Origin of the sequence: Metallosphaera sp. D4-4 (assembly GCF_046245145.1) — an archaeon.
GTDB lineage: Archaea > Thermoproteota > Thermoprotei_A > Sulfolobales > Sulfolobaceae > Metallosphaera > Metallosphaera sedula.
The window spans coordinates 1,357,369-1,381,335 of the sequence record NZ_CP176412.1; the positions used below are offsets into that span (position 1 = coordinate 1,357,369).

General features: G+C 46.6%; 23 protein-coding genes, 1 tRNA gene and 1 pseudogene. 12 read left to right on the plus strand and 13 right to left on the minus strand.

The window, feature by feature from the left end; translation table 11 throughout:
* Window positions 1–18: 18 nt before the first annotated feature.
* Genes ACI49J_RS07320 through ACI49J_RS07330 form a run of 3 tightly spaced genes read right to left on the minus strand, consistent with a single transcriptional unit; the run spans window position 19 to window position 1,201 of the window.
* Complete coding sequence (locus ACI49J_RS07320) at window positions 19–237, minus strand: hypothetical protein (protein WP_240255332.1); 219 nt, start codon at window positions 235–237, stop codon at window positions 19–21.
* Complete coding sequence (locus ACI49J_RS07325) at window positions 210–767, minus strand: MFS transporter (protein ID WP_275692000.1); 558 nt, start codon at window positions 765–767, stop codon at window positions 210–212. Before ACI49J_RS07325 ends, ACI49J_RS07320 begins: the two co-directional genes overlap by 28 nt.
* Entirely contained in the window at window positions 746–1,201 is a 456-nt protein-coding gene (locus ACI49J_RS07330; RefSeq protein ID WP_275692001.1) for an MFS transporter, read from the minus strand. The genes ACI49J_RS07325 and ACI49J_RS07330 overlap by 22 nt, the downstream gene beginning before the upstream one ends.
* Window positions 1,202–1,471: 270 nt before the next feature.
* Here ACI49J_RS07330 and ACI49J_RS07335 point away from each other — a divergent pair, with 270 nt between their 5' ends.
* From ACI49J_RS07335 to ACI49J_RS07345, 3 genes are all read left to right on the plus strand, one after another.
* On the plus strand, window positions 1,472–1,768 hold the full coding sequence (locus tag ACI49J_RS07335; RefSeq protein ID WP_240255334.1) for an alkaline phosphatase family protein: 297 nt from the start codon (window positions 1,472–1,474) through the stop codon (window positions 1,766–1,768).
* Complete coding sequence (locus tag ACI49J_RS07340; RefSeq protein ID WP_240255337.1) at window positions 1,738–2,463, plus strand: alkaline phosphatase family protein; 726 nt, start codon at window positions 1,738–1,740, stop codon at window positions 2,461–2,463. The genes ACI49J_RS07335 and ACI49J_RS07340 overlap by 31 nt, the downstream gene beginning before the upstream one ends.
* 313 nt (window positions 2,464–2,776) lie before the next feature.
* Window positions 2,777–2,905, plus strand: a complete 129-nt coding sequence (locus ACI49J_RS07345) for a hypothetical protein (RefSeq protein ID WP_275692002.1) — start codon at window positions 2,777–2,779, stop codon at window positions 2,903–2,905.
* Between the two features lie 295 nt (window positions 2,906–3,200).
* Here ACI49J_RS07345 and ACI49J_RS07350 read toward each other — a convergent pair whose 3' ends face one another.
* The 3 genes from ACI49J_RS07350 to ACI49J_RS07360 all read right to left on the minus strand — a co-directional run bounded on the left by ACI49J_RS07350 (window position 3,201) and on the right by ACI49J_RS07360 (window position 7,978).
* The gene (locus ACI49J_RS07350; RefSeq protein ID WP_240255339.1) at window positions 3,201–4,460 is read right to left on the minus strand and encodes a radical SAM protein; all 1,260 of its coding nucleotides are present in this window, start codon (window positions 4,458–4,460) and stop codon (window positions 3,201–3,203) included.
* Between the two features lie 1,117 nt (window positions 4,461–5,577).
* A complete protein-coding gene (locus ACI49J_RS07355; protein WP_240255341.1) occupies window positions 5,578–6,081 on the minus strand; it encodes a hypothetical protein in 504 nt (167 codons plus the stop codon).
* 76 nt (window positions 6,082–6,157) lie between these two features.
* Window positions 6,158–7,978, minus strand: a complete 1,821-nt coding sequence (locus ACI49J_RS07360) for an AAA family ATPase (protein ID WP_240255343.1) — start codon at window positions 7,976–7,978, stop codon at window positions 6,158–6,160.
* Window positions 7,979–8,023: 45 nt separating this feature from the next.
* Between ACI49J_RS07360 and ACI49J_RS07365 the strand changes: the two genes are divergently transcribed.
* The 5 genes from ACI49J_RS07365 (at window position 8,024) to ACI49J_RS07385 (ending at window position 12,965) form a co-directional block, all read left to right on the plus strand.
* The gene (locus ACI49J_RS07365; RefSeq protein ID WP_011182883.1) at window positions 8,024–9,400 is read left to right on the plus strand and encodes a hypothetical protein; all 1,377 of its coding nucleotides are present in this window, start codon (window positions 8,024–8,026) and stop codon (window positions 9,398–9,400) included.
* Between the two features lie 132 nt (window positions 9,401–9,532).
* Window positions 9,533–9,943 (plus strand): IS200/IS605 family transposase, encoded by a 411-nt coding sequence (gene tnpA, locus ACI49J_RS07370; RefSeq protein WP_338601252.1) that lies wholly within the window; start codon window positions 9,533–9,535, stop codon window positions 9,941–9,943.
* Window positions 9,930–11,234 carry a transposase gene (locus tag ACI49J_RS07375; protein WP_338601254.1) on the plus strand — a complete coding sequence of 435 codons (1,305 nt, stop codon included), beginning with the start codon at window positions 9,930–9,932 and terminating at the stop codon, window positions 11,232–11,234. The genes tnpA and ACI49J_RS07375 overlap by 14 nt, the downstream gene beginning before the upstream one ends.
* A 1,330-nt stretch (window positions 11,235–12,564) precedes the next feature.
* The gene (locus ACI49J_RS07380) at window positions 12,565–12,738 is read left to right on the plus strand and encodes a ribbon-helix-helix protein, CopG family (protein ID WP_318552020.1); all 174 of its coding nucleotides are present in this window, start codon (window positions 12,565–12,567) and stop codon (window positions 12,736–12,738) included.
* 98 nt (window positions 12,739–12,836) lie between these two features.
* A complete protein-coding gene (locus ACI49J_RS07385; protein WP_318552019.1) occupies window positions 12,837–12,965 on the plus strand; it encodes a hypothetical protein in 129 nt (42 codons plus the stop codon).
* 462 nt (window positions 12,966–13,427) lie between these two features.
* On the opposite strand, the gene ACI49J_RS07390 is transcribed toward ACI49J_RS07385, so the two are convergent.
* Together ACI49J_RS07390 and ACI49J_RS07395 are read right to left on the minus strand one after the other, a co-directional pair.
* Complete coding sequence (locus tag ACI49J_RS07390) at window positions 13,428–14,675, minus strand: tyrosine-type recombinase/integrase (protein ID WP_318552017.1); 1,248 nt, start codon at window positions 14,673–14,675, stop codon at window positions 13,428–13,430.
* Window positions 14,676–14,788: 113 nt separating this feature from the next.
* A tRNA-Glu gene (locus ACI49J_RS07395) sits at window positions 14,789–14,878 on the minus strand.
* 103 nt (window positions 14,879–14,981) lie between these two features.
* On the opposite strand from ACI49J_RS07395, the gene ACI49J_RS07400 reads away from it, so the two are divergent.
* Window positions 14,982–15,254, plus strand: coding sequence for a hypothetical protein (locus ACI49J_RS07400; protein ID WP_342791616.1), 273 nt, complete (start codon window positions 14,982–14,984; stop codon window positions 15,252–15,254).
* A gap of 259 nt (window positions 15,255–15,513) precedes the next feature.
* A pseudogene (locus ACI49J_RS07405) lies at window positions 15,514–15,788 on the plus strand (IS6 family transposase); the annotation flags it as partial.
* Between the two features lie 124 nt (window positions 15,789–15,912).
* Here the strand turns inward: ACI49J_RS07405 and ACI49J_RS07410 are convergent.
* Window positions 15,913–16,413, minus strand: a complete 501-nt coding sequence (locus tag ACI49J_RS07410; protein WP_409366328.1) for a hypothetical protein — start codon at window positions 16,411–16,413, stop codon at window positions 15,913–15,915.
* A 244-nt stretch (window positions 16,414–16,657) separates the two neighbouring features.
* Here ACI49J_RS07410 and ACI49J_RS07415 point away from each other — a divergent pair, with 244 nt between their 5' ends.
* Both ACI49J_RS07415 and ACI49J_RS07420 read left to right on the plus strand, forming a co-directional pair.
* The gene (locus tag ACI49J_RS07415; RefSeq protein WP_240255680.1) at window positions 16,658–17,452 is read left to right on the plus strand and encodes an MBL fold metallo-hydrolase; all 795 of its coding nucleotides are present in this window, start codon (window positions 16,658–16,660) and stop codon (window positions 17,450–17,452) included.
* Window positions 17,453–17,515: 63 nt separating this feature from the next.
* Window positions 17,516–17,803, plus strand: coding sequence for a hypothetical protein (locus ACI49J_RS07420; RefSeq protein WP_240255682.1), 288 nt, complete (start codon window positions 17,516–17,518; stop codon window positions 17,801–17,803).
* 69 nt (window positions 17,804–17,872) lie between these two features.
* On the opposite strand, the gene ACI49J_RS07425 is transcribed toward ACI49J_RS07420, so the two are convergent.
* The 4 genes from ACI49J_RS07425 to ACI49J_RS07440 form a co-directional block, all read right to left on the minus strand.
* A complete protein-coding gene (locus ACI49J_RS07425) occupies window positions 17,873–19,918 on the minus strand; it encodes a type IA DNA topoisomerase (protein WP_240255685.1) in 2,046 nt (681 codons plus the stop codon).
* Window positions 19,915–20,754, minus strand: coding sequence for a CBS domain-containing protein (locus tag ACI49J_RS07430; protein WP_240255687.1), 840 nt, complete (start codon window positions 20,752–20,754; stop codon window positions 19,915–19,917). Before ACI49J_RS07430 ends, ACI49J_RS07425 begins: the two co-directional genes overlap by 4 nt.
* Window positions 20,755–21,032: 278 nt before the next feature.
* Window positions 21,033–22,985, minus strand: coding sequence for a protein kinase domain-containing protein (locus ACI49J_RS07435; RefSeq protein ID WP_240255689.1), 1,953 nt, complete (start codon window positions 22,983–22,985; stop codon window positions 21,033–21,035).
* Between the two features lie 50 nt (window positions 22,986–23,035).
* A complete protein-coding gene (locus ACI49J_RS07440; protein WP_240255691.1) occupies window positions 23,036–23,803 on the minus strand; it encodes a winged helix-turn-helix transcriptional regulator in 768 nt (255 codons plus the stop codon).
* Window positions 23,804–23,967 lie beyond the last annotated feature (164 nt).

The following is a 23,967-nucleotide window of genomic DNA, read 5'->3' on the forward strand; positions in this document are numbered from 1 at the left end:
AAAGAAGGGGAAAAAGAGCTACCTTCTAAAGCCCAGGGCTATCCCGTAACTGGAAATGATCAGCGGGAATAGGAAAGTCGTAGTTAGTACCCTAAGTCTTCCTGACATGACCGTAATTCCCTGAGTTATACCCCTTATCTCAGCTGGGAATAGTTCAACTCCCCAGAAACCGACCACAGTACTAGGTCCCAGCTGGGAAAAGACAGTGCTCAAACCGTAGAGTAGGAGTGACTCCAATGCCTGAGTTCTGCCGAAGAGTAAAGCGAAGAGCAGAGTGAACGTTCCCATCCAGCGAAACCTATAGCCTGCAGGGCTCTCCTTCCAAGTCTGTCGTTTTGGCCTGCACTCACCAGGTTACACGGAACTGCGAAGCCTCCCAGGATAATTAGCTCGAACAAGAGGCCATTAATACCTAGATCCTTGGCTATGTCGCTTGGCCCAAAGAAAATTCCTGAATAGGCAGAAACGTCGAAGAGATACCATGTCACTGAGGCAAGTACCAAGGTTGGGAGGAAGGCCTTGATAACCACCTTTCCTAGGCTGAGGTTGCTGGCGGATAGGTTGTACTTCTCCTCAAGTTCCTTGACGTCCCCCTTTACGAAAGCGAGGTATTGCGGTGTCTCAGGGAACTTCCTCCTCCCGTATATGACAGCTATGGCCGGAATTGCGCCTGAGGCTAGGACTATTCTCCACAACATGTCCTGTGGAACGGCCTGCGACACGGCCAAGGTAACCACGACCGAAACTAGGGCCCCAACGTTCCACATGAAACCGCCCGACAGGGCAGAAGCTTATCCCTATCCTTTCTGTTTGCATATTCCGCGATGATCAGGGGAGATAGAACGTAGTCTGCACCTATTCCTACCCCTAGGAGGAACCTCAGGATCGCCAGCTGATAGGGATCTTGAACGAAGGCTTGAAGGAGGGCCCCGAGTGTCATGAGAGTGGCATCTATCCCGTAAAACCTTTTCCTCCCATGTTTAACCAGATACCCAAAAACTAGTCCTCCAACTAAGTTTCCAAGGGTTATACTAAGGAAAAGAATGAGAGAAACCTCTGCAAGATTGTAACCCGTGAACGAGGCCTCCACTAGTGATAGCACCAGGGCAGCTGCCGTGAGATCGTAACCATCAACTATCTGTCCCGCCCCTGCGAGAAGGGTGGTCTTAAGATGAAAAATTCCGAGCTTCTTTTTCCTCATAATCCCTTAAAGGACTCGTAGGGTTCATATCATCTCTCGTTAACTTATAGAAAAAAGAGTGATCTACATAAAATATTTAGAACTTGTAGGTCTATTTAGTTTACGGAGAGTATATAGTCGTTGTTACGTAAAGTAGTGTGGTTAGTTCTCACGTTACGCGATAGCGCCATACGTGAACTGATCAACTTCATCTATCTAGACTCTATATTTCTATATAGTTTACTGATGCTATTTAGAAAATTCTTTTTAAGACTGATTTTATTCACGCATATGAACGTCGAGCCTAACCTTAATCGAAGCATCTACACACTAGCCCTTGAAATAAGGAATGCGCTCTACGGGAGGTCTCCCGTAGGCATCTCCGACCTCGATAAGGACAGGATAGCCCTCGTCCTTGTGGATGGGCTGGGTTACTCCCTAGCAGAGAAGGTAGGAATAAGGGCAGAGAAAATACATTCAGTCTTTCCCACGATAACAGTCACCGTTCTAACGACGTTATTGACTGCTACCCCACCAGGGATTCACGGGATTATGGGGTGGAGAGTAACAGGAGAGAGGGGAGGATAGATAACCCCCTAGGAAATCAAGACGTTGAGTTAAGGAATCTGGTGCAGGCAGAACCCTATCTCCCGAGGGACTCCGTGATACTGGCACCTGCCGATAAGCCTTCTCCTACCCTGTTTAAGTCATTACTGGGTAACGTAACAGCTTACTACTCACCATGGGACGCGTTCACGCAGGCGAAGGAAATAGCTGAGAGGAGGAATCCAAGGTTCATGTTCATCTATCTACCCTTCGTGGACTCCGTGAGTCATCACTTAGGGCCCTACTCTGAAAACACAATGAGGACTGCAATAGAGGTATATAGACTTGTCGAGACCTTTGGAAGAGATCTCTCAGAGAAGTACAGTGTCGTGATGACTGCAGACCACGGCCACGTGCCCATAGAGGGTAACGTGATGATAGGTAACGACATACTTGACCACGTGGATCTACCGCCCTTTGGGGATCACAGGAACCTGATGTTGATGTCAAGAAGGGATCCTAGTGAATACCTTTCGAAGTATGGCCTAATCACGCTGAACAGGGAAAAGCTAAAGGAGCTAACAAGGGGAGAGAACGTTCCTGATTACGCAGGTGTACCACAGGATAACAGGCTATACTCCTACTGGAGAGACGAGGAGGAGATGGGTTACAGGGGATCCCACGGTGGAATGACTAGGGAAGAGATTGAGATACCCCTCGTCGTGTGGCAAAAATGACACGGGTTTATCCAACCTTTTTCGTGATTAATCAGTCTCGATCCGCTACCTGGGGTCTTGATGATTAACCTTCTGGGGTTAGGGAGGAACCATCTCACGATGTGGATGCTCTGCCTGTATGATGAGTTCACTTAGTCCTAACCTTTAACTCAGGGGTCCTGAGTACTCAGGAGTGCTGAGTAATCCTGTTCAGCGTGAAATCCAGGGATGGTCAGAAGGAGTTGTTCGGAATTAAGAGGCCGATTGAGGAGTCTATTGGAGCAAGTGATATGGACCGTTCTCTCACTTTCTGAGGGACAAGAGGAACAGGGATATGTACCTGGAGATCTTAAAGAGACTGCCGGGTAGATGGGTAGAACTGAGGAAAGGCCTCGAGGCGAGCGATGAGGCTCCGTGCAAGAAGCTAAGGGTACTTCAAGACCTGTTTTACGTAAAGAAGTAAGCAAGTGTACGACTTTCCCGCCAGGATGATCAGATACTGTTCATTGAATGACTTTCTCTGAGCAGATCATACAAGCACTACAATCCTTCAAATCTGCAATCATGAATTCTCTTGTAGCATGTCTCTAGATGCGAAAATAGGTAGGCTTAAGAGACTTTACTTGTCTCGCGAGAAGATGCTACTATACACTAAGCACACGCGATCACGGCATCTAGGAAACTGTTGTCTACCATTATTCGGTTCCAACGCCAATATCCCTCCGAATATCTGTGAACCCGTGAATGTCTACCTTCGCCTACCCCTCTAGGTCCATGAACCCTGAGGCCGGTACCTTGGATACTCCGGGTCCAGGATCACCTAGTCCCCTGGGCCAAGGCATCCCATACTCCCTCCTCAAATCCCTGTAGACCCTGTATAGTTCAAGGTAATATTCGAGCGGAGGCAATGACACTCCGTGAACCCCAAACCATGACCTGGGTTCAAGTCCCCATGTGTCAAACTTCGGGGTCACGTCCCTCGACATCAGGTACTCTATTCCCTCCGCAGTGGACTTGACCGCATCCTCAACCCTCCTGAAACCATAGGGGAAGTCTGGGGAGTAGGCCATCTCTATCCCAGCGACGAAGTTTGGACTCACGTTTCCAACGCCGAACACCCTCACTGCCTCAACTGTCCTCCTTATCCACTCATCCCTTCCCACATTCTGACTCTTACCAGGGGAGATTAGAGAGAACAACCTCTCGTCCCAGACCTCCAGGTTTGGATGGTAGTAATCAACCCCAGCCTCGTAAAACTTGGGTAAGACCTCAACCTGCAAGGCCTGTGTATTCAACCTCGCAGGGAGCGAGGAGGCCCTCTCCTCAACCTGCCTCATGTACTGAAGGTAGAACTCGGCCTCCTTTACCCCATCCCTGATGGTTCCACCAGTGATCAGGTACCTCTTCACGTTGGGATCCCTGGACGCAAGTTCGATGGCCTCCGCCACGAGTTCCTTGGGAACCACGGCACCAATCCCCTTTCTAATGTAACCCCACGCCTTAAAGTTCTCGTTGATATCGCAGAACTTGCACTGCTGATTCACGTTCCAATACTCACAGATACGATAGGCCGTCACGTCGGCCGTCTCTCCCCAATAGATGGCCGGAGCGACCTCCTCTACTCTAGATCCATTGCTCAGGGATTTCCCGTAATAGGAAGGCCTTGAAACGAACTCAACGTTGGCTATGACCTCCTTTCCCACAAAGAGCTTGAGACCATCCTGAAGCTCCACCCTAAAGGGCGAACTTGAGGAGTGCCTGGACTGGATCACTGTTGGCCTCAAACCGAGAGGTCCTCCTGAGACCCGAATCTCCTGCGGTATAACCTTTCGCCTGGCCTTAACTCTCTCAGGGTCGTCTGGGTCGAAGGTGAACAGGAAATAGGCCTTCTCCTGGTAACTGGCCTCTAGGGCCTCTTCGGAAAAACTTGTACCGTGGAGAAGGACGCTTTCCTTCAGGACCACCTCCCTAGGTAGGTCGGGGTAGCGGTCCATAACATCTAGAAGATATTGGAGCATGAGCATGTTGAGATAGAGAACAATTTAAATCAAGATAGAGTAGACAAATATTGCCTTGTAACTTCAGAGGATGAGGCAAATATTGCCTAGGCGACGTTAAGATAGTAGAGCAGTTCATGGTGAATTTGAGAGGTGTATATAGCGAACTTAAATTGTAGTGCCCATCGAGAGTTATCGTAACAACACATGTAAACCATGGAGTTGCATGGAGTTATAATTATTATGGTCGAGATAGTGTCCAGAGTAAGAAAAATTTATTGAATAATCATTTACGTTACTGCATTTTATTAATCACATGAGAATGCTAAAGTAAAGGAATCCAACACCTTATTTCGAGCACAGAAACCGTCCAACAACCAATGCATGGGGTGTACGTAATTCCTTTCGAGAACATATTATCTAGGAAGCCTTTTCCTTTAGCTGATGATAGAGATAACCAGGAAAAGGCTGAGAGATAGATAAACCAGGAAACCATCCTTGGTCTTAACTATCTCCCAGTGACCTAAGAGATCTTGTAGGGAACTGTGTTAACTAAACAGAGTTAGCCACGGATATGCCAGGCCTCAGAGTCTCGTTTGACCTCGTCACGATTGCATTACCTAACTTGCAGTTTCTTCGCCAAGCTTTCGAGGTTGTCCATACAGTTAACTTACTATATTCCCACAATCATAAGGTTAATAACTTTAGGCAAGTTACAAAATTGCCTTATTTTTACTAAAAAGCCTGAAAGTTTCGCATAGCAGTCAAGTAGCTAATTGGGACTTATCGCATGCAATGCAAGGTTCAATAACTCCCCCATATCAAGGCCAGTTGCCAGTTAAAGCTACTATATCGCAATGATCACATCAAAGAAATGTGATGAGCTGTCCCTCACGACACCTCTATTTGCCTCAAACCTAATTGCATTGTTGATGTTCGTATTTTAACTGGTTTGTAAATTCTGATTATGTGAATAAATTACATATAAGATACAAAGTGAAGACGATTTGCCGGAACAGTTTGATGTGCGAAGTCTTGGAGGGATAGAATATCTTATAGGCTCATTACAGATACATGGACAAGTTGTGCCGAATGGAAAGAGGATTAATGGGAAAAAGTTTACTACAATTTACTTTATCTAAGGTATACTAGAGTTTTCTAAGACTCCTTGCAATGTCAATGTAGGGGACAGACTTCCTTCACTTAATTGAATTGTTACGGGTACTGATCCACCTATATTGGCCTTAGATAATGTGCCTGGAGCAGTATTTGCTGTAATGTTGAAGGTTATAGTTAAGAGTCCATCGAAACCTCCTGGAATATTTGACACTTTCGCACCATTATAATATAAGACTGGACTAGTGTTTGTTATACTTCCTATACTAACACTTTCTATGGAGGCTATCGATGACCCACTGTTTTTCAAGTCTACCTTTATAACAACATATGCACTACCTGTGGAGTTATGCTCGTACACCTGTGGAGTTCCGATAGCCTGTATTTGACCTGAGTTGCCGAAGGTTCCGAAGAGGCCGAAGGCGAACACGGCTACTGCTAGAGCTAGTGCTACGCTTACAATTACGAGAATTAGAGCTGTTACTGCGCCTGATATTGCCCTTCTTGACTTAAGATATCTTCTCATAGAGATCTAAAGATAGATAGGGAAAATGTCTATATAAGCTTTATTCATCCCGATAGTGAGGAGTATTACATAATATTCAAAGTGAGTGAATAAAGTGCCGCGACCGGGATTTGAACCCGGGCCACAGGCTTGAGAGGATAAAGTCGATTTCTTCGTCTGTCAGTTTTGCTAGATCTTTCATATCGTTTGTCGCTTCACGCTCTTGTTTTAAGATCAGTCTATTATTTGCTAACTGAAAAGCTTCTCTGCTATATTTGTTCATTTGATAATGTTGAATTAACTGGGTCATCGTGATCATGCTCGTTTTGAGTGCCCTTGCGGTTCGGTAGATTATCGCAATAATTTGAGCGATAGACTCGTTCTCGAACAAGAAGTGAGCCTCGTCAATTAGAAGCATCTTTCTTATGCTTCTATCTAGTCTGTTAATCTGTGAGTAAGCATAAAGCATGAATAAGGATGAAGCAATCCTTTTCTTTCTATTATCCTCAGTCTTAAGACCTATGACCACGAACTCTTTAGCACTTAGGTCTAAGGGGCTGCCTTGATAAATGAATTTGTCCGCTCCATGCTTCATGTTCAATAAGAAATTATGTAACTTCCTGTACTCAGCAGCATTCTTTTGTTTCGCTTTATCTTCAATATTGTCAATCAGCTCGTGAAGATCTTTTGCTTGTTCTAATTCTGCTACTAGAAGTCCTCTAAGTTCCGAGGTGATTCCATAGTTTTCAATAATGAAATCTGCCATGTTCCCTGACGCAATAGTACCATCAGCAACAAGACGAACTGGATCAAGTCCCAGGTAGTCATTGTCAGTGAACACTTTGTTAATCCCAGCGTCTGGGAAGAACTTGTTATAATTTGCCATCGGGTCAATAACATAGATATGAATATCGTCATACACTTTTCTCGAACGATCAATCAGTACAGCCCCCGTTGTGGTTTTCCCTGCGCCTGTAGTACCTGTAATTACCCAGTGCCAATTCTGGCGACCGTTTACTGGGGAGTAAAAGTTTAGTGATATGGGATTACCCTTATCATCGACCCCTAGGTAGATGCCACCGTCCTCTATGAGTGACGTTCCTGAAAGCGGGTACAGTTTCGCTATGCTGATGCCAGACGATATTCGGTAAGAGATGTTTGACTTTAGATGGTATAAATCACCCTGCACACAACATGGTACGTCTAGCAATATCCCATTCTCTTGTGTTTTTTGCAGAATCTCTTTAGTTACACTCTCCAGTTCTTGCTTAGTGTCTGTGTGCACAATAACTACAGCCCTAAATCTAAATGTATCAGATGATAACTCATCAATGTCTTTCTTCAGCCTTTCAGATCTAGTCAACATCTCCTCTATGGCTGTGGACGAACTGGCGTATCTCTGCATTCTCGCTTTCTTTACCTCTAACGACGTTAGGTAGTTTCTTACTGAAGCAGTAGAGATTTTATGAAATTGCAAGAAGACTTCGAGAAGCTTGGGCCTGGTTTTCTCTGGGAAAAGACTCAGTGCTGCTTCACGTATTTTTGTGGAGTATGAATATGCTGTGAAGACCCTTGCAAGTCCCTGGTCAGTCTCTACATATTTCTCATGCTCTCTAACTAACCTAGGTCTTTGGGGCTCATCGGTAAGCTCTAAGTTCGTTTCTTTTTCTGTAGCAAGAACATAACTTGACTGTACTATATCAAAGTGTTCACCTAGGAAATTGTAGTCTGACCTAAACCTCTTAGCATAGATATACCCCCGCTCAGCTTGAGATAATAGACTCGCCAACTCCCTTAGCTTGTTGTCCCTCTCATTCACGTCGAGCAAAAGGTAGGGTACACCACTAAGGCTGTAGTATTTCATTTTTGCTTGTTGCTGCGGTACTTGTTTTTTTAGAAGGGAATTAAGGAAGCTCATTTCACTAATTGCGGTTTTTAAAAGGCCTGTATTTGTAGGGTAAGAATGAAGAAAGCGCTAGTATTAATGGTAGTACTACTGCTTATTCCTGGCGTTACTATTACAGCACTTGCTGCAACTCCAAACCCTCCTTCAAGCAATTTCATCACCACGTTACAACTAGCTCTACCCACAGCTCTCATATTACTTGCTATTCTTGCAAATCGATATGACCAACGATACGCACTGACGCTTTTTGGGGCCGCACTACTCTCAGCAATACTACTGTCTCATGCTTCATTTTCAGCAAATTTGTATGTGCCCGGGGCAACACAGTACATAGAGTTTAACATTACGGGGCCAACAACCGTTTACACCCATCAGTCGTATACTTGGACTATACAATCCGGTGGTTATACACCATCCTGGAAAATAATTAATACAAGTACAGCAAATGTCGTAGCTTCAGGTTCAGGCACTACAATACGCTGGGCACCACCATCGCCAGGGAGGTATGCTATAATTGCAACATATGTACAGACCTCTAATGTAAGTATCTATGGGTACGGTGTACTCGTCGTAGATGCTCAAAATCCTCCTTCGCCACTCGGCTGGATTGAAGGTGCTATTGAATCAGCAATTCAAAGTATAATTCAATCTTTAGTACAAGGATTTGGGGGATTTGGTTCTGTTATAGCCCAGGTTGGAATAGTCCCGATAAATCAATTAGTCTATGCCCCTCTACCCGACACGTTCACAACCACGCTATTTTATCAAATCCAGGGTATCGTTTTTGGGATAGCAGGGTTAATGATCGCCTTTAGCGTAGTATACAATGCGCTGCAGGGAAACTACTATGATATCGTAGATCTGGCTGGAGACGTGTTGTATAAGCTAGGAGTATTTGCGCTATTTGCTGGAGCAGGACTTACCATATATGAATATGCAGCCGGTTGGATCAACTTCTTGATCCAACAGACAATATCTACTCAATTAAATGCTATCGCAGGAGAATTATTCATTTCCCTTATTACGTATCTGGGCTCATGGGTTGTTACGAACGTGATCCCACTGGGATTTGGAACAGCTTTAGCAAATCTTGATACAGATGTAATATTCTTCTATCTCCTCTTCATTGCATTGGCATTTCTAAGATACGCTATTCTAATGGCGACAATATCTCTGATACCGCTCGCAGCAGTAACATGGATTTTTGAGTGGACGCGAAAAATATCTGGTATCATTGTCGATCTAATAGTCGGGCTAGTGATGTCAGGGGTCATCGCAGGTTACACATTAGCATTTCTTGAAGAATTAGGGCTTGGGATAATACTATTCCTAATTGGCCCGGTCCTAATCGGGGTGGATCTTGCAGTAGTGTTGTTCTTAGCGTTTACGTCCCTACGTCCTCAAGGACTAGTTAAAGCATTCAAATCAAAGTAGGAAAAAAGATTCCTATTTAAGGTAAGTCTTTTTTATGAATTCAACTACCGTGCGTGGGCTGACAAAACGAACGACAAGCCTCGCCCTTCAGGGCGGGGTAAAGTTTTTAAAATCTTCTGAATACTTTAGAGTGTGGAATATAAATCAACTAGGCATGTAAAATACCTCTGCAACTACCACTTCGTATGGATACCGAAATACCGCAGGAAATTGTTAGCGAGTGAAGTAGCTGAATATACTAAAGAGGTACTAAAGTCTATTGCTGAGGAGCTTGATTGCGAGGTAATAGCCCTAGAAGTAATGCCAGACCACATCCACCTCTTCGTCAACTGCCCACCGAGATATGCGCCATCATACCTAGCAAACTACTTCAAAGGAAAATCAGCAAGACTAATACTCAAAAAATTCCCAGAGTTGAGGAAGTACACTAACGGGAAGTTGTGGACTAGGAGCTACTTCGTATCAACTGCTGGTAACATATCAAACGAGACAATAAAGAGGTACATAGAAGAGCAATGGGCGAAAGAGGGTGAAGAGGGCTAACGTGGTTAAACTAGTCCTAGACAAGAAAACACACGAAAGGTTAAAGGAGTTAGCAATAGCCACCGCGAAGTGCTGGAACGAAGTTAACTGGCTAAGGATGCAACAGTTCAGGGAAGGGAAGAGGGTGGACTTCAATGAGACTGAGAAGGCTGTGTATGCTAAGTACAGATCTATACTCAAAGTTAACGCACAACAGGTAGCGAAGAAGAACGCCGAGGCTTGGAGGAGCTTCTTCACACTAATAAAGATGAAAAAGGAAGGCAAACTACCGAGCTGGTTCAAACCAAGACCTCCAAGGTACTGGAAGGAAGATGGTAAGTATAAGCTCGTCCTCGTTATTAGGAACGATAGGTACGTGATAAACGAAGAAAGAAGGGAAATCTACCTAAAGGACTTCCACCTCACCCTCAAGTTCAAGGGCAAGCTTAAGTGGAAGGGAAAACAAGGTAGGTTAGAAATAATATACGATGAGGCTAGGAAATCGTGGTATGCTCATATACCCGTAGAGTTTGAACATGAAGCAGAGAAGGGTAATTTAACAGCTTCTATAGACTTAGGGATAGTTAACCTAGCTACCGTCTACGTCGAAGACGGATCATGGTATTTATTCAAAGGTGGCTTAGTCCTATCCCAGTACGAGTATTATAGCAAGAAGATACAAATCATACAAAAGACCCTAGCAAGGCATAAGCAGAGGAGGAGTAGGAAGCTAAAACTCTTATTTGAGAAGAGGAAAAGGTTCCTCAAACACGCTTTGAACAGTATGGTGAGGAAGACAATGGAGCTGTTGAAGGAGAAAGGAGTAGGTAGACTTGTAGTAGGGCATCCGAAAGACATAGCAAGGCGTCGCGGGAACAAACTAACGGTTAACTTCTGGAATTACGGCTATGTTATCAAGAGGTTTAAAGAGGTTGGGGAAGAAGTTGGTATAGATGTGGTTGAGGTTGATGAGGCGTATACTTCAAAAACTTGTTCCCTGTGCGGGGAAGCCCATGAAAATGGGCGTATTAAACGTGGTCTCTTTAAGTGTCCCCGCACGGGGAAGGTAATAAATGCGGACTTAAATGGTGCAATGAATATTCTACATATCCCCGAGTCCCGAGGAGCTAGGGGGAGAGGGCAACCCCTAGCGAGGGATAGGGGTAATGGGCTGAAGGCCCAGCCCGTGGTCTACCGCTGGACGAATGGAGCGGGGTGGGTGTGTAAAGCACCTACTAGCTATGAAGTTGTGAGGGTGAAGGCGGTAAACCACAAACCTATGAACCGCCCTAGGGGAACCCTCGCCCTTTAGGGCGGGGAGGAAGTCAGCTCTTGGACTTAGGTCTGCTTAGCACCTAGGCCTCAGCTGCGCTTGCCCCGGAATCCTGCAGCTGCGAACCTAGACTTGACATCTAAGCCTATCTGGACCTCTTCCGACTCTTGACCTGGGCATATCAGAGCCTGGACCAATCTGGATCTCAGCAGCGCTTAGCCTCCTCTAGGATCTCCTCTAGGCCTGGACCTCCTTAGGCCTACTCAGGCCTCCTCAAACTCAGGCCTCCTCCTCTAACTCTCTCTCGAACTCTCGAACCTTGGGGGGGGGGGGTGAAAGAAGGAAAGAGGATGAGGGCGACCCAGGTTAGGGCTGGCCTCTGGACCTACCTAGAACCTAAGGGCCTCCTTAGGCCTATCTGACCCCGGAGGAGTGAAGATTTAAAAATCTTTCTTATAGAAATAATATTATGGCGATGATGAAAAATGGCGGGCTGAAAATGAAGATGAAGACGACAAGCTGAGCCATGTAATGTTATTTCAGAAGAGTTATTAATGTCTTGAGAATAGAAATAGAAATATTTAAATAGTGGAAGAGATAGAATTAGAAATCGGGGGCCCGATGATGAAGTGCCCAGCAACTGACCTCTGATGACGAGAGGTCAATCTGAGGGCCCCCGTTATCCATCATTTTGCTTCTAGTAAAATAAGCTTGATCATTCCTTTTCTCGTGCCTAGTCTTCTAGTTCTATTTACTCCCCAGTAAATTGAGGAAATTTCGACGACTATTATTACTACTACTCCGCATGGGCGAGACAGAGTGAATTGCAATTGTTTCTGCTTGTTAGGATCCTTGGTAAGGGAAAGAGATTTCTAAAAGATGCTAAAAATTCAATTAGCTTAAAATTAGCTAAAAATTAGCCTGGATAAAGATACGTAAAAATACGTGAAAAATAGAGCTCGCGGATCTTTTTCTATCTCTCTTTAACGTGAGTAGTAGTTATACCAGTTATAGAATTTACCGGGGAGTAAGCCGAAACTAAACGAATGCTAGTATTTTACTCGAAAGAAGACGCTTCTTATTTCATTTGTTTCTCTTGGTTTACTCCCCGATAAACTGAAATAGAAGTGAAAGATAAGGAGCCAAGAATATTTATTACTAATTTGAGAAGAATAGTTGATAGAAATATATATTCGAAATAGAGTATGCTAAACTCGACAGAGACGAGAACGTCGATAAAGTAATAGAGGAATTAAGGCAGCTCATAAAAGAGAAGAGGGAAGGGAAAGGGGAGGAACTTGAGTTCAAGATAGCAGAAAACGTCGTGAAAATCCTGGCACTAGCTTACATGCTCTTCTGGTGAAGGGGAATGAGGGTAATCACGTTCAAAATGGACGAGGATCTATTGATGTCGCTAGACAGGTACGCAATGAAGTACAGACTGAACAGAAGCGAGATGATTAGGAAGGCCATAGAAAAGATGGTCAGGGAAGAGATGAGGAAGGAAAAGGGAAGGGCGAGGGTAAAGGTGGTAAAGGTATGATGAATGCTACAAGGAGGAGGCTCAGAGTACTCTGGTGGCTCCCTACCCCAAAGGGTCTAGGAAAGCTACTTGTTCAGGTGCTGCCTATGGTGGACCGGGTGGAGTATGCTGATGCCGAGGGGGCAATATTCCTGACGCTGCCAATCACGGATGACCAGGTTGAGTGGATACAGGAGCTAGCAAGGGACCTTAAGATAGAGGTTCACTTCGAGGATACTGGGGAGTAAACATGGGCAGAGGGCAACTACGGAGAGAGATTAAGGAGCTGCGGCAAAGAGTGACTCAGCTAGAAACTAGATATTTAGATCTGCTTGAGCAATATATTATGCTAAGGAAGGAATTTGAGGAGACAATGATGGAAGGAGCGAATTATGTAATCGCCGACAGGAAGTTGAAGAGGTTGATGAGATAATGGAGATAGGCAAATTAGTTATACCAGGTGTATCCGTGTCGAAAATGCGATCCGGTAGCAAAGAGATCTATTACGTCTATCTACCGCAGCGGTTCCACAAATACCTCTCGCACGGGAAATGGAACGTGACAGTCATTCTACATGAAAGAGAAATACCCATAGGATTTCGTAGCTTATACCACCACGGTACTAATTTCATTGTAACGTTACCTATCAACTTGAGATACCTCTGGGACGAATACCTAGGGAAAGAAATAGATCTCGTTTTAGAGAAATTTTAACCTAGAAGCTTGGGGGCTTTATCGTCATATATTTTCATGAGCTCAATCTCACTTATCACGAAGTAGTGGTTTTGCAGCAGCTGGAACTGAGACGGCGCTGCTCTGCCTTGGAGTACATTGACAATCATTGGAGAGACTCCATTCATTATGAGGTAAGAAGCGAAGAACGACCTTAAGTCGTAAAGCCTGAACTCCTTCACTTTAACCATTGCTCCCTTTATCGACGCCCTTAAGTCTGCTAGCTGGAATGGAAAGAGCTTCTCCTTCCATTCATCAACGTTTACTCCAATCTGCCTAACCGCACTCTCGTACCTTTTTATGAATTCTTCCCTGTAAGGCAAATAGTTCTTCTTAATCCATTCAGCGCTGCCTCTGTGTAAGAACGATATATACGCTCTCTTTGTCCTACTCTCCTTCATTATTTTGATGATTCTATTCTCTAGGTCTACCTGGTCTATTTTGAGTGAGTACACTTCCCCGACTCTAAGGCCAGTTTCTGCAAGCATAAGGAAAAACGCCTTAGCTCCTAGGTGCTCTATATGATCGAATATTTTCTTTAGATCACCTATTGAGAGGGGTTTAGGCCTATACTTATACACTGACTTTGGAACTCTGAAGGAGTTATAGAGGGTCTGGGCTAACGGTAGATTCTTCTCGGCCACGATCGTTTTAATGAACAACTTGAGGGAGTTAGCAGTATGTCTAGCTATATTTGTGCTCTCTTCCCTAAGCTCCAATAGCAGCTCTCTTATCCCATCAGGGCTTAGTTCATAGCCTAAATTACTCAAAGCTTTCCTCAGATACCTAATTCTCATGTCCTTAGTGCTCTTGCTCCGATCTTCTAGGACCTTCTCAAACTTCTTAACTTCGTTTTCAGAGACAATGTATACGCTGGCCGTTTCCTTTAGGTAATCTCCTAGGTTCTGGTAGAGCAATGAAAGGAAGAAATTGCGGAACTTCTCATCTTTAACCGCCTTTATTATGACTGATATTGCTGTAGTCGCATCTACGTCAACTATCCTTGTCCCATAGATCCCGTCTATTATATCATCTATAGCTAACATCTCCAGAGCACTCTTTATGACGTCCAATGGTACGCCCTGGCTTCCATTTATGTACCGGTAAAGCGTGCTTCTCGATATGCCTAGCTGTCTAGCTGCCTGTGATAGGCCCAATCTCTCTTCCAGTTTCTTTAGTATTCTTCTTCTCTGGCTATCATCAAGCTTGTTGGGATCAACTAGCACAGTAGATCACTCTACTTTTAACAAAGTGACACTGTTCCAAAAATAAGGGATGCTGTTCCATTTACGCCTTTATAAAGAGAACGTAAAGCAGTTTCAAATTAACATAAAATTAGTGCCGCGACCGGGATTTGAACCCGGGCCACAGGCTTGAGAGGCCTGCATACTCTCGGCGCCACGGCTTGACCGGGCTATACTATCGCGGCATAATTAATAATTGATAAGTGCTTTTAAAGTTACCCATCATGGTCGATGTGTCTCCAACAATTTATTTCTCCCTCCAAATTTCCAAGAGCTAGACAACCTCATATGGGTGCTCTTCCATTCATCCTTTCACCAGCTCTGTCTCGCCTCACGAGGAACTTGATGAGGGTCCTCCCTGATAATGTAGCCGAGAAGGTGATGGCCCTAGTTAGTCAGCTCAACCTCACCAGGAACGTCGAGGAGGGGAAGGCAGTCATGTCGTCGCTCAGCCTCATGAACCGATACTTCGCGAAGAGGGCCAAGCGCCTCCTTGACTCGTCCAACAGATGCACCGCCTTCCTGAACTTCCCGCGCGAGGTCAGGTACTACATCAACTAACAACACGTCCGAGAGCTTCAACTCCTACCTTGAGGATGTTCAGTGGGATCTAGGAGGTTACTTCCCCTCACCTCGACTCCTCGACACTTACGCCTTCGTCACAATCACCTGAAACAACTTGCGCTGGAAATCTAGGATGTCAATCATCAGGCCACTCCTACCACCTCAAGCTCCACACCTCTCGCTTCCAGGTGATGGAGGATGAAAGCTTATAACAGGTTCTTTATATCTTCCTACACAAAAATCTTGTGTAGACCCCGTGCTCATCCTCGTGAAGAGAGTGAGGAAGATAGAGAGAAGGGTGAGAGAGATTCTCAAGGCCGAGTACATGATGACCTCTCCGCGTACTTCCTCTCGATCGCGGGAGTTAACCACGAGCACGATTACGAAGCGCAGGGTCTGAGGAATGGGCTTCCTTTTCGCGTGGAACGCAAGCAAGAGAAGACTGGAGTCCGGTCGGCATTCTTCACGGTCTACAATCTATTGGAAATTTGGAGGGGCAAATGTTGGAGACACACATTTTTCACCTCGTAATACAACAAATTGAGGTACTCCCAGGAATCCCATAAAAGGATCAAGCGAGTTGTGTAATCTTGAAATAAGGAAATAATGATTGAATTAAGAAAAATTCTTATTGCTTAGATGTATAGCTATAATGTTATGCAGTAGTACCGTTTAGGACGCCCTGTAGTGTTAGAGTTGGGGATAGACTACCTTCGCTGAAGGTTATTGACACTGGGACACTCCCACCTATATTGCCTTCCTGAAGAACTCCTGGTAAATTAGGCTGATTTGTAATAGTAATATTCAAGGTCCCATCGAAACCTCCAGGAATTGAGGATGGAGTGACCACTAAATTAGCATTACCCGCAGCCACTGTAATATTACCTATTGAAACGCTCTGAACTGAAGCTGCAACTGTACCGGAATTCTTTATTTGAACAGTAAGGATAATATTATAATATCCCTGATTTTTAGCGTTTTTCACGTTCACTACTGGTGTACCTATCGCCTGGACCTGACCGGAGCTGCCGAAGGTTCCGAAGAGGCCGAAGGCGAACACGGCTACTGCTAGAGCTAGTGCTACGCTTACAATTACGAGAATTAGAGCTGTTACTGCGCCTGATATTGCCCTTCTTGACTTAAGATATCTTCTCATAGAGATCTAAAGATAGATAGGGAAAATGTCTATATAAATCTTTCTAGTAAATTTCTGACTAACTCTATCACAACTTCAGGTCTAAAAACGGTAGAGATACGGTTACACCTTAGGCAGTCCAACGCTCTACTTTTAACATGAGTATTATTATACGAGTACTTACTACACCCTCAACTATTCCGCTATGATAATTCACGTCCAGAACTAAAACTCGTGTTATTAACTTAGACCCCAAATCACTCTAATGAAAATCTCAAAAAACGTTGAGGTATTGCCCGGGAGTCCTAACACTCTGATCTACGAAGGAAGAATAGTCATTGACCAGGGAGGTAAAAACTCATCCCTTAACCTTGAGGCAGAGGCCCAGTTGGCAACTCACGGACATATGGACCACATCGCGGGCTTACTAACTAACGCAGGCAAGAAGTATCTCCCGAGGGAGGACATGTGGGCTCTATCCCTTCTTGGAAGGAGGGCTATGACTTACGGTTTCAGCTCTGCCCAATCCCCTCTCTTCACGTACGACCTAGTTAAGGAGGAGATCTCGGTGAACAGTTCCCTCCCCTCAGAGGTTCAGGAAATCAGACTCCCAGGGCATACTCCAGGCCACACTGGTTACATTCTAGGAAATGTCCTCTACGCGGGCGACGCCTTCTTCGGCACTAGGGTTCTAGAGGGTTTCATCTTTCCCTTCTACGTGGATTTCTGGTCAGCTATGGACTCCCTAAAGGTTGTAAAGGATCTACTTAGGTCACTGGATAACGTGGTTATATCCCACGGCCCGATTTACGAGAAGAGGAAGATGGTTGAGGTTCTTGAGTTCAACATCAAGCACGGGGAGAGACTAGTCTCATGGGTGAAGGAAGCGATTTCGCAGGGCGCGACTGCCGAGGAGGTAGTGGTTAAGGTCATGAGCAAGGGGACGGGAGAGATCAAGCCCACAAACGTCATCCTGAACTCGATCACTGCAAAGTCAATCCTGAGTCAGGTAGCCAGGGACATCAGGGTGGAGAGCAGGGGAGTAGTGTACTGGGGATAAACTCTTCATGCCTTCGAGACCGCTCCCATGAAACCCTTTTTAACTTAGGTTTCTAATTAGCTCATGGCCTGGAAATTCAAGTCCGATAAAGTTGAGGTAAAGGATGTCCCCCTCTGCGTTGTCGACGAGATAGAGGAGAGCCCAAGGTTGCGCGAGCTCTTCACCAGGGCAGGGGTCAAGACGGGTCACGGAAGCCCAGCCCATAGGCTAGTGAGCGAGGTTGTCATAAAGGTGTTCCAGGAGAAGAGGGAGACCCTTCAAGACGTTAAGTCCAAGTGGAACCTTGAGGGGATAGACGATATACTGAAGGAGATAGAGACTCAAGCCAGGGAGAGGGGTGTAATTAAGTAATCTCCTATATCACCTGCTCCCGTGCAACTTCCCATGTGACACACTTGACATTAATCCTAGGACACCACGTCACTCAAACTTGAACTTCACCTTTCCGTCCTCTAGGTACACGGTTGCACTGAACCTCTTCCCCGTCCTAGATCTGAACCCCTTCATCTTCAACTCCTTTCCTTGAAATAAGGACTTAGCCTGCCTGAAGGTTATCCTCTTTCCAGCTATTTCCCTCCACACCACTGTCCCGCACTTCCTGCATTTCCACCCTCTTGAAAAGCCCGCTACCTCCCCACCGCACTTACACGTAATCCTCATCTTTGGAAGGTTCTCATCCAGAAACCTCTTTACCTCCTCCATCCCAGTTCCCTCAAGCTTAACCCCGAGGTCCCTGGACACGGCCCTAGCCAGCCTCAGCATTTCAGGGGTTGCCCTCCTCTCCACCTTGAACTCCCTCTTCATGAGCCTCTCGACCTCCTCCCTCGTGAACCTCCTTATCCCCTCCATGAATTCTTGGTACCCCTTCTCCCCCAGTCTCTTCACGTAAATCTCCTCCAGTTGTCTCTCCCACTCCGCCGTCATGTCGGGGCTAACAACCTTGCTATCCCCCAACTTGTCCACGAGTTCTCTCCCCTTGTCCGTGGAGTAAAGGGATTTCCCCCTCCTCTCCACGTAACCCCTCTCGAGGAGTGTCTCTATTATCCCGGCCCTTGTCGCTGGCGTTCCCAGTCCAAGCTTCTCCATTTCCCTTAGAAGGGAGGCCTCGGTGAACCGTGCAGGTGGTTTAGTCTGCCTCTCCTCGGCCTTTACCCACTCCTTCCTCACCTCCCCGCTCGGAATTTTCAGGGGATTATCCTCGTGTGGGTATAACTCCATCCAACCCAGTTGAAGGTTCCTCTTTCCCTCAACCATGAAGAGCTCACCGTCAAGTCTTATGAACACCCTCTGCAACTCATACACGTAGTCGTCCATGAAGGCCCCAACAAACTTTCTGTACACGAGGTCGTACACCTTCCTGTGAATTGACGGAAGGTTCTCAGGTGGCCTATCCAAGGGGATGATTGCGTGGTGGTCAGTGAGCTTCGAGGAGTCAAATACCCTCTTTCCCACGCGATCCACCCTCGGGATTAGCTCGATCTTTCCAAGCTTTCTTAAGATATCCTTCACCAGATCCCTGTTCCCCTCCCCAAGGTAGCGCGCATCAGTCCTCGGGTAACTTATGAGCTTCCACTCCTCATACAGGGATTGGGCCACGTCGAGGGTCCTCTTTGCGGACAGGCCATAAAGCGTATTTGCCTCCCTCTGTAGGGAAGTGAGTGAGTGGAGTAGCGGAGGTCTCTCTTCCTTTCTCTCGACGTCTACTTTCTCAACTCCCCCGCTCTTCACGTTTTTCAAGGTATTCACGACCTGTTCTGCCTCCTCCCTTGAGAGCCTTGCCTCCTCCCCGTTCCTCACCATCACGCCCTTTAACTCGCCCTCAAACCCCGCGAGGACAACGTAGTAGATCTCTGGCTTGAACACCTCTATCTCCCTGTCCCTCTTCACGATCATCGCGAGAGTAGGAGTTTGGACCCTCCCGACGCTCCAGACCTCCCCACTGCCTGCCTTCAACGTGACCAGCCTAGTCAGGTTAATCCCCACGATCCAGTCGCCGTTCTGCCTGGCTAGGGCGCTGTAGTAGAGGCTGTCAAACTCCGAGCTCGGCCTTAACCTCCTGAACTCCCTTAACACAACGTCTCGTGTGAGGGCCTCTGAGGTCCAGAGTCTCAACACTTTCCCGTGATATCCCGTGAACTCGAGGAGTTCCCTCACTATGAGTTCGCCCTCTCTCCCGGCGTCACCGCAGTTTATCACCGCGTCAGCTCCCTCAAGCAGTTTCCTCACGACCCTGAACTGACTCTCCTTACCCTTGATCACGTCGTACTCAAACTTTTCAGGAAAGATCGGAAGATCCTTTAACTCCCACCTCTTCGGCGCAATCTCGCCAATCTCAAGGAGATGACCGTAGGTCCACGTAACTAGGTATTCCCCAACCTCGAGATAACCTTGCCTTCTCGTTGGCTTACCCAGGGCCCTCGCTATATCTAGCGCAACGCTGGGCTTCTCCGTGATTACGAGCTTCATGCGTGACTCTTACCCTTAACGAAGGGAAGATGGAGTTGGTAGTGAAGGGCGATAAGCAGGTCCCTCTCGGTCACAATACCCTTGGCCCTTCCCTCCTTGTCCAGGAGAAGCAGGGCCCCGATCCCCTTCGTGATCATGAGCGCAGCTGCCTCGTTGACTGACCTGTCCTCCTCTACCGTTACCACCGGAGTTTTCATGATATCCCTTATCCTCCTCCCGAAGAAGAGCTCCGGTTCAAGTTTCTCGACGGCCTTCGCTGCTGCCTTCACCGCGTCGGCTGCAGTTACCATGCCAACTACTTTTCCATCCTCGTCAGTCACTGGAAGTCTCCTGAACCCCCTCCTCAGCATCATCCTAACTGCCTGTTCCAGTAGAGTGTCTCGAAACACGGTGTTCACCCTGGGGGTGACGAAACCCGACACGGAAAACATGGGATCAAGGTCCTGAAACATGAGGAGGAAGTCCCTCTCGGTGACCATCCCCACAGGCCTACGTGAGGCATTGACCACAGGGAGAGACCCAAAGTTCCTGGTCACCATGATTGTGATTGCCTCAAGGGCATCCTGGTCCTCTGCAACGGTCATAGGATTCACGGTCATGTAGCCTGAGGCTGGGGTAACTCCCATCTTGTAAAGGTCAGCCTGCGTGCAAGCTGAGGGACAGAAGCTGAGGAGAATTGAGAGGAGGTCCCTCGTGGAAAGGATACCCTTCACAACCTCGTCTGCCACTATGACCCTGCCTAGCCCCCTATCGTTAACCTTCTTAAAGGCCTCCTTGAGTCCATCGCTTACTGAGATTACCGGAGGATTTGGGTTCATGAGCGTTTTAATTATCATGGGATAATCTCGCGTTTTTACCTAAAAGGATTTCCTGTTAAATTAATTGAGTGTCAACGTTAACCTTGTTAAGCTAGTGTGGATTGGTTCACTGGTAGCTGAAACTTGACTTGCCGAAAAGGTTTATCAAGACTGGACCGAGAGGAAAGGCACAAAGATCAACTTGAATCTCCCAATATGAAAACATGAAACCCGTCACCATCTCCCCCGACTGGATTCACTTAACGTGAATCTAACTTTTGCGTATACAGTCCCGACGGCAAACCCAAACTCACTACCTACACGCTAACCTCTACGGGAAGGTTGTAGTCGTACTTGGCCACGTACAGTAACTCCCTCCTTATCTGCTCCATGGTGACGTCTCCCCTAAGTCCGGACAGGATTATCTCCCTGAACTCCTGAGGAACGTAGTCCATCCTTGGCTCAACAGAATAGAAGTCCTTGAGAGCGTCAGCCCTTTTCTCGGGAGAGATAATAGCCTCCTCAAGTTCCCTCTCGAGCCACTCGGGATAGGGGAAGTTGTTGGTCAGGGTAACGTAGAGCGACACAACGAAGGAGTAAACGTCCATGCTGGTCTCGGCTTTCCCTCCAAACCTCTGCTTCGGGTGAGCGTAATAGGGTGTGTAGTGAATAACGGGGGAACCTACCCTGATGGAGCTACCGAAATCAGATAACCTAGGAATTACGTCTCCCCTCAACAGTTGTTGTTCAGCCTCCTCCCCATACTTAGACAGTACCCTGTCAAATAGGATGTTCGAGGGCTTTATGTCAGCGTGGACATATCCCTGCTTGTGGAGGTGAATCACGGCCTCTGCGACCTGAGAGTAGATCAGGGAAACAACCTCTCCCCATCTTACGGAGTGCCTCAGGGAAGAGTACTCCTCATCTGCGAGTATCCTCCTAAGATCACCCCCAGTCATGTACTCCATGACAATTGCAGGCGGAGAACCGTAGTAGTCGGTCCAGTTCTCGTCTATGAAGTTCGCAAGAATTCTCACCATATTCCTAGAACCCTTGGAGATCTCCTGCATCTTTGCGACCTCGTACAGGAACTCGTCCATCCTGTACTCCTTCTTCATTACCTTCATGGCGAACTGCTTCCCGTTCTTCTCAGCAAGCAAGACGTAACCCATCCCCCCTCTCCCAAGGACTGATCTTATCTCGTAGCCATATAGGACGTAACCGATCCACTGGTCTGGGTCGAACTCCTGCCTAGTTGCGGGTATGGCCTTGGAACAGGCCTCGACTACGCCCTCCCTGCAGGCGTAGAGGTACTCCCTCATTGCGTGCGGTGGAGAGTTGAGGGCCTCAAAGGCCTTCCCCCTCAGGTATGCAAGGGGGGCCGTTCTCCTGATCTTCTGGGCCTCATCCAAGACCTCGAGCGCCCTCTTGGGGTCCTTTCTAAGGAGTGCCGATCCCAAGAGGACTAGGTTCTGGAAGTTTCTGTTCCTTCTGAGGGCTTCCTCGAACATGTTCACTGCCTCCTCCACCTTGTTCTTGTTAAGGTAGTGAAGCCCAAGCTTCACAGCCGGAATATCGTACGTGGGTAGAACGTTGAGAGCCTCCATCAACAGTTTGGGATTGCCCTGCTTCTCGAATTCTACGACGAGAGCGTCAGCCTTAGCTATCAACTTACTCTCCAGTTCCCTGTACTTTTCCTCCGAAAAGAATGAGTAAATCTTAAGGGCCTCAAGTTCCTTCCCCGTCTTCTCGTAGCACTCAGCTACCGCAAGCGATTCCTCGGGGTCCTTCTCCTTCAGGGAGGTATACAGGGAAATAGCCTCGTCGCACTTGTCCAGCCTAACCAGAGAGATAACTGCCCTCCTCTTGACCTCCTCATCTCCGTACCTCTCGAGGGCAAACTTAACCACGTCATACTGATCCATGGCCTCCATGACTGACCTCTTATCTCCCCTAAGAAACACCCTCCCGGCAACGAGGTCGTAAGTTAGCCCAGTCTTGAGGGAAGGTGGATTAAACAGGACGCAAGCAGATTCTGAGGACTCAAATACGGCCACAGAACCTTTTAGATAATCCCTCAAAACGCCGGAAAAGTAGGAAAGCCTGGAACAATCGTGAACTGGAACCTTCGTGAACTTTATCTTTCCTCCTTCCTCCGATACGACATATCCCACAACGCTGTCCTTAACCTTCAACCTTTCGTTAATCTCTGTCAACACGCCGTTGGACAGCAAGTAAACCTTGTTATCTCGGATGAAAGCGTAACTCACACAGTAATACTTGTGGTAAAACCTTTTTTATGAATTGGCTCGATATTACCTTACGCCACGTCGTAAGACTGGGCTATCATGAGGTCCGCTTTGGGATCAAACTCCCTGAATTTGCTTACCTTATCCCAAACTTCTTGAATTGAATTACCTATGTTCACGAAGACTCCAGCATCCTTGTCAGATACCTCCCTGAATAAAGTGGATTGGAAGAACTTCTTTGCAATCTCAACCTTACTTGTGAAGACCGCATACATGATAACCCCAGACTTGTCAAGATCGACGATGGGAACTAGCCTAATGAACTCCTTCTTGTAGAGATACCTAAGGTGCCTTCTCACGGTCTTGGAGGAGACCTTTAGCCTCTCACTTAGCTCCACGGGAGTCATCGTGGGGTTTTCCTTAAGCACGGAAAGAAGCCTAAGGTCAAAGGTGGAAGGATTGTAGGGAGTCTGTTCTGGGATGTAGACCATGGTGGGTTCCCCAAGCTTGGAGGACATCTCACTTATCTTGGTCTTCAGCCCTTCCTTGCTCTCGGCCTCAATCTCGTAAACGTTGACGTGCTCGATGCATTTCACCTTAAAGACGTACTCTCCGTCCCAATCCCTCGTGTTCGGGAAGGCCACATAACCGTGATATTTCCCGTAAAAGTTAGGATTAACGTAAAGCGCAACCCTCTTTATGATCAAGTCCTTGGTCATCCTCTCGACCCTATAGTTAACCGCAGGAGGGGATATGTTTAACTCCTTCGCGATCTTCCTTTGCGAGTACCTGTAGTCTCTCATCAGGTACAGAATTATTCTTTTGTTTACATCATCCATGGATAACCATCCTAAACTTGTATAATATGGATTTCCCAAAATATACTTTTCGATTGTGACCAATTTAGCTTCTAGAGTGGAAGCAATCTGAAAATTAACAGCAAAGTGATTGATCGCATTTTGTTTACGAAACTGCTGACTCGTGGCCCTGCAACTGAAGGCTG

Excerpts from the sequence above, each read along its gene's own strand:
- ACI49J_RS07325 (WP_275692000.1), bottom strand. The coding sequence starts at position 767 with ATGTGGAACGTTGGGGCCCTAGTTTCGGTCGTGGTTACCTTGGCCGTG.
- ACI49J_RS07330 (WP_275692001.1), bottom strand. The coding sequence starts at position 1,201 with ATGAGGAAAAAGAAGCTCGGAATTTTTCATCTTAAGACCACCCTTCTC.
- ACI49J_RS07335 (WP_240255334.1), top strand. The coding sequence starts at position 1,472 with ATGAACGTCGAGCCTAACCTTAATCGAAGCATCTACACACTAGCCCTT.
- ACI49J_RS07345 (WP_275692002.1), top strand. The coding sequence starts at position 2,777 with ATGTACCTGGAGATCTTAAAGAGACTGCCGGGTAGATGGGTAGAACTG.
- ACI49J_RS07350 (WP_240255339.1), bottom strand. The coding sequence starts at position 4,460 with ATGCTCCAATATCTTCTAGATGTTATGGACCGCTACCCCGACCTACCT.
- ACI49J_RS07355 (WP_240255341.1), bottom strand. The coding sequence starts at position 6,081 with ATGAGAAGATATCTTAAGTCAAGAAGGGCAATATCAGGCGCAGTAACA.
- ACI49J_RS07360 (WP_240255343.1), bottom strand. The coding sequence starts at position 7,978 with ATGAGCTTCCTTAATTCCCTTCTAAAAAAACAAGTACCGCAGCAACAA.
- ACI49J_RS07365 (WP_011182883.1), top strand. The coding sequence starts at position 8,024 with ATGAAGAAAGCGCTAGTATTAATGGTAGTACTACTGCTTATTCCTGGC.
- ACI49J_RS07380 (WP_318552020.1), top strand. The coding sequence starts at position 12,565 with ATGAGGGTAATCACGTTCAAAATGGACGAGGATCTATTGATGTCGCTA.
- ACI49J_RS07400 (WP_342791616.1), top strand. The coding sequence starts at position 14,982 with ATGGGTGCTCTTCCATTCATCCTTTCACCAGCTCTGTCTCGCCTCACG.
- ACI49J_RS07410 (WP_409366328.1), bottom strand. The coding sequence starts at position 16,413 with ATGAGAAGATATCTTAAGTCAAGAAGGGCAATATCAGGCGCAGTAACA.
- ACI49J_RS07415 (WP_240255680.1), top strand. The coding sequence starts at position 16,658 with ATGAAAATCTCAAAAAACGTTGAGGTATTGCCCGGGAGTCCTAACACT.
- ACI49J_RS07420 (WP_240255682.1), top strand. The coding sequence starts at position 17,516 with ATGGCCTGGAAATTCAAGTCCGATAAAGTTGAGGTAAAGGATGTCCCC.
- ACI49J_RS07425 (WP_240255685.1), bottom strand. The coding sequence starts at position 19,918 with ATGAAGCTCGTAATCACGGAGAAGCCCAGCGTTGCGCTAGATATAGCG.
- ACI49J_RS07430 (WP_240255687.1), bottom strand. The coding sequence starts at position 20,754 with ATGATAATTAAAACGCTCATGAACCCAAATCCTCCGGTAATCTCAGTA.
- ACI49J_RS07440 (WP_240255691.1), bottom strand. The coding sequence starts at position 23,803 with ATGGATGATGTAAACAAAAGAATAATTCTGTACCTGATGAGAGACTAC.